Origin of the sequence: Type-D symbiont of Plautia stali, from assembly GCF_001485335.1 — a bacterium.
In the GTDB taxonomy this organism is placed as follows: domain Bacteria; phylum Pseudomonadota; class Gammaproteobacteria; order Enterobacterales; family Enterobacteriaceae; genus Pantoea; species Pantoea vagans_C.
Genome location: NZ_BBOC01000140.1, coordinates 1 through 7,578 on the forward strand (window position 1 = coordinate 1; position 7,578 = coordinate 7,578).

The 7,578-nt window shown below is 50.6% G+C and carries 8 protein-coding genes and 1 pseudogene; 4 read left to right on the forward strand and 5 right to left on the reverse strand.

Annotated elements, in window-relative coordinates; genetic code table 11:
* Window positions 1-240: 240 nt before the first annotated feature.
* Together PSSD_RS24890 and PSSD_RS24895 are read left to right on the forward strand one after the other, a co-directional pair.
* A complete protein-coding gene (locus tag PSSD_RS24890) occupies window positions 241-879 on the forward strand; it encodes a hypothetical protein (protein ID WP_058974098.1) in 639 nt (212 codons plus the stop codon).
* Between the two features lie 424 nt (window positions 880-1,303).
* Window positions 1,304-2,335: a tyrosine-type recombinase/integrase gene (locus tag PSSD_RS24895; protein ID WP_058974099.1), complete on the forward strand. Its 1,032-nt coding sequence runs from the start codon at window positions 1,304-1,306 to the stop codon at window positions 2,333-2,335.
* Between the two features lie 296 nt (window positions 2,336-2,631).
* On the opposite strand, the gene PSSD_RS24900 is transcribed toward PSSD_RS24895, so the two are convergent.
* Window positions 2,632-3,135 (reverse strand): hypothetical protein, encoded by a 504-nt coding sequence (locus tag PSSD_RS24900; protein ID WP_058974100.1) that lies wholly within the window; start codon window positions 3,133-3,135, stop codon window positions 2,632-2,634.
* Between the two features lie 260 nt (window positions 3,136-3,395).
* On the opposite strand from PSSD_RS24900, the gene PSSD_RS24905 reads away from it, so the two are divergent.
* Together PSSD_RS24905 and PSSD_RS27635 are read left to right on the forward strand one after the other, a co-directional pair.
* Window positions 3,396-4,169, forward strand: coding sequence for a nucleotidyltransferase domain-containing protein (locus tag PSSD_RS24905; RefSeq protein ID WP_058974101.1), 774 nt, complete (start codon window positions 3,396-3,398; stop codon window positions 4,167-4,169).
* A gap of 114 nt (window positions 4,170-4,283) precedes the next feature.
* Window positions 4,284-4,593, forward strand: a pseudogene (locus PSSD_RS27635) (Rpn/YhgA-type helix-turn-helix domain-containing protein); the annotation flags it as partial.
* 5 nt (window positions 4,594-4,598) lie between these two features.
* Here the strand turns inward: PSSD_RS27635 and PSSD_RS24910 are convergent.
* The 4 genes from PSSD_RS24910 to PSSD_RS24925 form a co-directional block, all read right to left on the reverse strand.
* Window positions 4,599-5,195, reverse strand: a complete 597-nt coding sequence (locus PSSD_RS24910; RefSeq protein WP_058974102.1) for a DUF2913 family protein — start codon at window positions 5,193-5,195, stop codon at window positions 4,599-4,601.
* Between the two features lie 29 nt (window positions 5,196-5,224).
* Window positions 5,225-5,701 carry a hypothetical protein gene (locus PSSD_RS24915; protein WP_058974103.1) on the reverse strand — a complete coding sequence of 159 codons (477 nt, stop codon included), beginning with the start codon at window positions 5,699-5,701 and terminating at the stop codon, window positions 5,225-5,227.
* On the reverse strand, window positions 5,676-5,867 hold the full coding sequence (locus tag PSSD_RS24920) for a hypothetical protein (RefSeq protein WP_058974104.1): 192 nt from the start codon (window positions 5,865-5,867) through the stop codon (window positions 5,676-5,678). The genes PSSD_RS24915 and PSSD_RS24920 overlap by 26 nt, the downstream gene beginning before the upstream one ends.
* 420 nt (window positions 5,868-6,287) lie before the next feature.
* Window positions 6,288-7,040 carry a MauE/DoxX family redox-associated membrane protein gene (locus tag PSSD_RS24925; protein ID WP_058974105.1) on the reverse strand — a complete coding sequence of 251 codons (753 nt, stop codon included), beginning with the start codon at window positions 7,038-7,040 and terminating at the stop codon, window positions 6,288-6,290.
* Window positions 7,041-7,578: the final 538 nt, after the last annotated feature.

Genomic DNA, 7,578 nt, shown 5'->3' on the forward strand with positions numbered 1-7,578 from the left:
AGAAATAACCTGTGATGAATCATCATCCTTAATATTGCGATTGAATTTATACAAAGTATGATAACTGACTTTTTATCTACACATTTCAGGTAATTGCTAAATACTTTGATCTGCTAGACGTAACTCAGCCAATCTTGCACTTATTTCAGAATACTGAAATCAAGCATATCTCACAGTAATTCAGGGTTTCTAGAGTATAGTCATTACCTCCTCTTGGGAAATAAAATCCACGGTGAAATTATGAAGGCCTATATCTTATTGATTTTCATGGTATCCCAACCTGCTTTTTCATCAATCATATGCAATAATCTTAACCACAAGGTTTATAACTCAAATCCTCAATATTCTGCCCCTAGAGATTCCTTGGGTGAACACTTCAAAGTGTGGAAAGATGACCGGTTGATTGCAATTCCAGATACAAAACCTGAATGCCTGCCATTAGCTCTTCGTTATAACAACCCGGGAGCTCTCAAAACTCCTAGGAAATTTATGTGGGATGGGCAGATTGGTAAGGACGAAAAAGGGCACGCCATATTCCAGTCTACTAATTACGGAGTAAACGCATGGGTTAAATGGATGAGTGCGAAATTTACGTCTGGAAAAGATTTTTCAATATTTAAAATAATTTCTATTTATGCACCTCCAGATGATTGTGTCGGTTCTATAGGTACGCCACCAAATAACTGTAAGTATGGTCTCAATCCTACATCCATTTATGCAGAAAAGATCGCAAAAAGTATTAACATAAAATCTGATTCAATCATCATCGCCTCAAAATTATCGACTGATGAGAAAAATACACTGTATTACTCTATATTTAAAAGCATATCTACTATTCGAAATAGGATCGGATTTTTGTGGAAGCACAAAAAACCTTGAAGAAAAATTTTGCATTTTTTCTGAAAGTGAATTTATTAAAATATTAAATGGAGACGGTTAGCTATTATTTGGTTAGGCATTCATTCAAATACCAGTTGATAGGTATTTCCCTTGTCTATACTTTCCGTTATGTCACTGGTTTAAGTGTTATTTTTAAGGTATGTAAAATTATACCTTATAGATTTCATCTGCATTTTCCTACTCAAATTGCCATAACAGGAGTTTCTAACTTCATATAATAGCATTTATATGAAGTTAGGATCCGCCGAAGGATCCGGGTATGATGAGGATCCTGCGGTCTGGACCGCAGACAAGCGTACAAAATTACGGCGTCGCTGCGTGAAATCTGCAGGGTTACTGCCCTGGTATTTTCTCAGAATGCGCACAGCGTCGCCTGAGGCAAACCGACTGAAAAACGGACGATATGACTGAACTGAAGCCCTTCTCTAGCCCGCTGATGCCTGGTGACGCCGACATGGCTGAACGCCTGCGCGAGTTCGTGCAGGATCGCGAGGCGTTTTCCGACAACACCTGGCGCCAGCTGCTGAGCGTGATGCGCACCGGCAGCCGCTGGGCAGACGAGTACGGGCGGCGCTTCCTGCCGATGACGCCTGCCGACCTGCGCGACTACCTTCTGTGGCTGCAGGCAACCGGCCGGGCGTCATCGACCATCACGACCCACGCTGCGCTGATCTCGATGTTACACCGTAACGCCGGGATGGTGCCGCCGAACCGGTCTCCGGTGGTTTTTCGCGCCGTAAAGAGGATAAACCGCACCGCGGTTATCAGCGGAGAGCGGGCTGGTCAGGCCGTCCCGTTTCGCATCGGTGACCTGCTCACTCTCGACAAGCGATGGTGTGAGTCCGACCGGCTGCAGCATCTGCGCGACCTGGCGTTCCTGCACGTTGCGTATGCCACGCTGCTGCGCGTCAGCGAGCTGGGCCGCCTTCGCGTGCGTGACATCTCCCGCGCCCCGGACGGCAGGATCGTGCTGGACGTGGCCTGGACCAAAACCATTGTGATGACCGGCGGCCTGATTAAAGGGCTGGGTGACCTGTCGTCGCAGAGGCTGACGGCTTGGCTGACCGTATCAGGGCTCATCGCCGAGCCGGATGCGTTTATCTTCGGCCCCGTGCACCGGACCAACCGCGCCCTGCCGGCAACAGAAAAGCCGCTGACTACCCGCGCGCTGGAAGATATTTTTGCCCGCGCCTGGCAGGAAGCCGGCCCCGGGCAGGATGCAAAACCGAATAAAAACCGCTATCGAGGCTGGTCCGGGCACAGTACCCGCGTCGGCGCCGCCGTCGACATGGCCACGAAGAAATACAGCACCGCACAGATTATGCAGGAAGGCACGTGGAAAAAAGCGGAGACGGTGATGCGCTATATCCGTCACGTAGATGCCCACGCCGGCGCCATGGTTGACTTCATGGACAAGCATTACTCTGGCGGCTGATGGTGACTGTCTGGTGAGTGAGATCGGTTCTGGGTCGGTATAGCGCTGAAAGGTTCGTCGAAACAAGATCCAGATAGATATGGTAAATCTCATAACTGATAATGGACTCGTGGCGATCGTAACGGCATCCACGACCAAAATAGTCTGGCTTAAGTCCGTAACGATTATAAAGCTCAAAATCACGCAGTAAATCACCGGCGAGCTGTGGTGACACGTCAGGGCCAGCCGCAAAGAATGCGTAAAATAAAGCTGGCAGGGCTGGATTAAGACTGACGCTGAAGCTCACTGAACGTTACTCAGAGTCGCGTGCCGGCGCTTCGGGTACCATGTTCTGCAAGTCTGCGGAGGTGCATCAGGTTGATATTGCTTTCCTGACGCCCGGTCTCACCGGTCATCTGCTGCAGCAAATCCTGAAGAACCCGAGCGGCTTCCCGCGCGAGCGATACAGGTCGCAGACAGGCCTGTAGTGAAGCATCCGTTTCCCCCGCCATTTTTACGGCCGTCTCGAGAGCGCGTAGCTCCAGGAGCAGAACTGACACTCCTTCATGAACGCTGTCGCCGATCCTGATTGCTTCATCAAAGTCTGACATGCTGACGAGTACGTGACAGGTGGCGCGCAGTTCTTCGCGTACGTTTGCCAGGTCTTCCAGAGCCTGTGACAGCGGATAAGCCTGGCTGATGACATCGCTGATGCCTCTGGAACGTGTCCCCTGGGGCCATGCGCTTGATTTGCTGAAATGCGCATGGAACGCGGCCGCAATGTAAGGCATGTCAAAGGAAAAGTTGTTCGGGTAGCTCATGTCAGTTTTGGCTCCTCGGCGAGGTGTGTGTCCATTTTAAACCAACCGCGTGGTGCTGTCTCAGCGTTAAACTGAACGGAAAGTCCCGGAGACTGCCTCAGTGGCCTGTTCAACTGAATACGATCTTCAGCTCTTTACGTCGCAGGGTATTGAATGTTGAGTATCTGACCTGAAGTCTGTACATGCTGCTGGTAATATGGTTTTAACACGGTGCTGACGGGTTTATCCGGCAGCCTCAAGCCCGACATGAAGGAAATGTAATGGCCGTCGATAAAAACGGATTCATTTGCCAGCCCGAGTCCAGGGAAGTCCAGCCAGCCTTTTCGCAGCTTGTTACTGACAGCGTAAAAGGCCTCACCGCTGTAGTGCCCGGTCTGATCCACAGCATCTACCTGTATGGCAGCGTTGCCGAGGGCCGTGCAACAGAAAATGAATCAGATCTCGATCTTACCGTGATTTTCACCCAGGAACTGGATGAAGAAACGGCCGGTAAAATGGCAGAGGTCAAATCCAGCCTTGAAAAGGCCCATCCCGTGGTCAGTAAAATCGACGTCGACCCGGGTACGCTTGATACGGTATTGCTGCCTGCGAATAAGAATCTCTGGGGCTACTGGCTGAAGCACCACTGCGTCTGTGTTTTTGGAGAGGACCTGCGCGAACGGTTTGAACCCTTCAGGCCCTCAAAGGAGATTGCGGTTGCCGTTAACGGCGATTTTTTATCGGTACTGAACAGCTATGTATCCCGCATGAAGCCCTCACTGGAGCCTGCTGAGAGGCATGTGCTACAGCGGGCCGCAGCACGCAAGGCCATCAGGGCAACAAACATACTCCGGGAAGAAGGCGAGCAGGAGTGGCCCGCTTCGCTCGAAGAGCACTGCGAAAGATTTAACGCCCGTTATCCGGCACTGACTGAAGAAATGGATTACTGGCTGGCCATCAGCTATCGCCCACGGGGTGACATAGTCACGTTTGCCGACAGGATCAAGACCTTTGCCTACTGGCTGAACGCAGAGTTCCATACGCGTCAGCGCTAAAGTTGAAAATGGACGATATGAAACACAGGGCCTCTGAACGGTTGTTAAGACTTGTCCGGAAGAGAGCAGATAAGGCGGGATTTAAAAAGCATGGGTTAGAAAAAACGCCAGTGCCTCATACAGGCTGGTGAAACCGATGATGCCCAAGCTTTTGATCGAAATCTGGCACAGAAGGTGCCGCAGCATGAGGAGGCTCTGATGACGATTGCACAGCAGCTGGAACAGAAAGGCATCAAAAAAAGGCATTGAAAAAGGCAAGCGACTGGGTGAGCAGAAGGGCCTGGAAAAAGGTATGCAGTTAGGTGAGCAAAAAGTCCGCCTGGACATAGCTGTTAAATTGCTTGAAAGTGGCAAGTCTTTAAATTTTGTTAAAGAGATGACCGGGCTGTCAGAAGAAGAGCTGGCTAAAATCGCCACTGAATAACCCGCTCACTCTTCCCGGGAGCACGCACGCAACTGGTGAAGAAGAGGTTCCGTGGTATCTGATTCGCGATTCCATCCTGCCCTTGTCAGCAGCGCATCCACTGCAGAAATTTCAGCGGTGATGCGAACGGAGAGGGGTTTGCTCTGACGCCCATCCTCGCTGAAGCCGGTTTCAAGATCGCTTTTTCTGATGAACAGGCCCGGTACAGCTGGGCTGAGTTTTACGGCATGGCGCCCTTCCCATTCAGACTCACTGAGTACGCCGTACTTTGTACCTGTCAGCGTGATGGCGTGCATGACATGCTGCAATCTGAAAAGGTCATTCTGCTGCAGCAAATCTCCTCTGCTGGCTCGCCAGAGATATTCCAGTTTACCTGCCAGGTCTGCCCGTAGCCCCTTTTCCCTGCCTTCTTTCAGAAGCCAGCGAATATCATTAGCCAGCTCACGGCGAAACAGGCGCTTTTTCTCAGCGACCGCCAGCCACCGGCACAGGAAAAGATTTTCCTGTGCAGAAGAATTCACGGTTCCGGCCTGCCGGGCTATGTTAAGAGCCACGAGTGCACACCATGCGAGGTGATCGACGTAGAGGTTAGAGCTGTCCATAATATTTTGTATTAGGTAAATAATGCAGGTTAGCGGAAATCGTCCGGGGACTTGTTGCCTTCAATAAGGTCTGTCAGGCGCTGACGGATCCATCGCATATGGTTAAGATCGTGCTTACGCTTTTTCACGCCAAACATCTCATCATGGATGATCATCGTATGTAAAACGACAGCAGTCTTTGACTCGCCGCCTTCGTCATAATCTCTGAAGGTGACGACTATCAGCGGATCATAGTCAGGTGGTGGCATTACCCGACCGTGGTACAGGCCGATGTAATAGGGAGAGGAGCCAAGAGTGGAGTTTGAGTCCTTAACTCTGCTGGGAAAACCTTCCGGGGCCAGAGTATAGATCTCAACCTGCTTTTTGGAGTTCCAGATGAACTGAATGAAAGCGAGTTCTTCTTCATAATCATCGACGACATCTGCACTGAAGCCAAAATAATTACAGATGTCGTCAAAAAACGGGTTAATCTCAACCCGGTTAATAGGTTTTACGCAAACCGGCATTCAATCCCTCAGAGCCCTGTCTAGCCTTACGGGCGCGGCGAAAGTTTGCACGCACCTCTTCTGGTGAAGATCCAGAAATCTGAATACCTTCAACCTTTTTGAACAATCTGAAAAGGTCATCCAGCTGTTCTGCATTAGCAGCTATTGCATGCTGTTTCTGGCTCATTTGAACCTCCTTTTGTCACTGAGATCATTATACACGTACGGTAGAGGGATTTGAAATCCCACTGTACGGTTTTCGTACTGGCCCTTTGAGCCTGATATTCCCCATAAGTGATTTATTCAGAATGAGATTAATCAGCGCCCCGGGACCAGTATTTTTCACCTCAGTCTTACGCAGGCTGGCGACCAGGTTAAAGGGACTGTCTCTGTTCACGGGAATTTGCATTCACTTGAATACCCGTTAGCATTTCACTTGGCCATCGCCACCGATGCTCAGTGGGTAGCGCTCTCATACGGCTATGACATGCCTGCCAGTGCGATCGCCATCGCTCAGAGGTAAGCCAGGTTGGTGTTATCATTGCCTGAGGGCTGCTATCCCCTGAATTGTACGGATTTAACCCGGCAACAGGCAAATACCCGGTTCTCAGAACCAGGTGCTCACTGCCGTCCAGACGGACATCGCGACCATCATCAGATTTTCAGTCAGCGAGATGAATCCAAGTGGAACGTTACTGTCGCCACCCATGCAGGCACAACGCAGCTCTCGTTTGTCGATGTATACCGCTTTAACGACTGAACATGCCCCCAGCGTGCCAATGAACAGCGCTATCGGGACAGACAGCCAGGGCAGTATGCCAGCCATCATCAGCAATGCTGCCAGCCCCTCCCCGAAAGGATAAATATAGGCGTAAGGCACCCACCGGCGTGCCAGCAAATCGTATCCCAGAAACATGGTGGAGAAGCTTTCAACATCACGGAGCTTCAGCAGTGCCAGGATGGCCATGCTGAAGGTGATAAACCATTCGACGCCACGAATGACCTCTTGCTGCCCGGACACGGCCAGCGTAACAGCCACCGACATCAGCGCGGCCATGACAAATACCACGATTACGGGTCGATAAGAGGTTTCGCCGGGGTCGGGCAGTGGATTACCGAAATGTGCGCGCAGCTGATCGTATCCACCAATGCGGGCACCATTAATGAAGGTCTGAGGCGTGGTTTTGACCTGATGCTTCTGCTTAAACGCATCCGTTTCCTGACGAGTTCTGAGCCACTGGTCATCAACTTCATAGCCATGATGACGCAGGAGCCAGAGGGACTTCATGCCAAACGGACAGACATGCTCTTTCATGACCATACGATAAAGGGTGGCTTTTTTTTCACTTCCAGAACGCATTGTTTCTCCTCTGAAAAAATCCAGGCTGACTGAGGCACAGTGACCGGATGTAAAAGTCACCTGAACCATATACACGGGGGGCTGGTTCCCTCGTTCTTAATTAAGCCGACTGTTAAGTCATAGCTGAAAAGCCAGCGTTGTGAAAATTCACGCTTCAGAGGTGCATACCGGGGAATCTCCGGCAAAGCGTGAACGGCATCCACACAGATTGGGGAGTGTCAGTGACGTTGCGCGCGGCGAGAGGAAAATGTTTCTCCACATGGGGTCTATGCTTAAACATGATTAAAAACCTTACAAACTGAATATCTTTTTTGTGAGCATCCGTTCCTTTATCCGGAGATATGTCATGAGCAATCCGCCCGATCAGAATCCGCACGTCGCCAGAGCAACATCCCCTTCTCGGCCCCCTGAGCATTCACCTCTGCCGGTCAGCATCAATGAAACGAGACAGCGACGCCGAGCTATGCCCACATCGCGCTGAACGTGAATGGCACGCATCATGAGCTTCAGGTCGATACGCGCACCACGCTGCTGGATG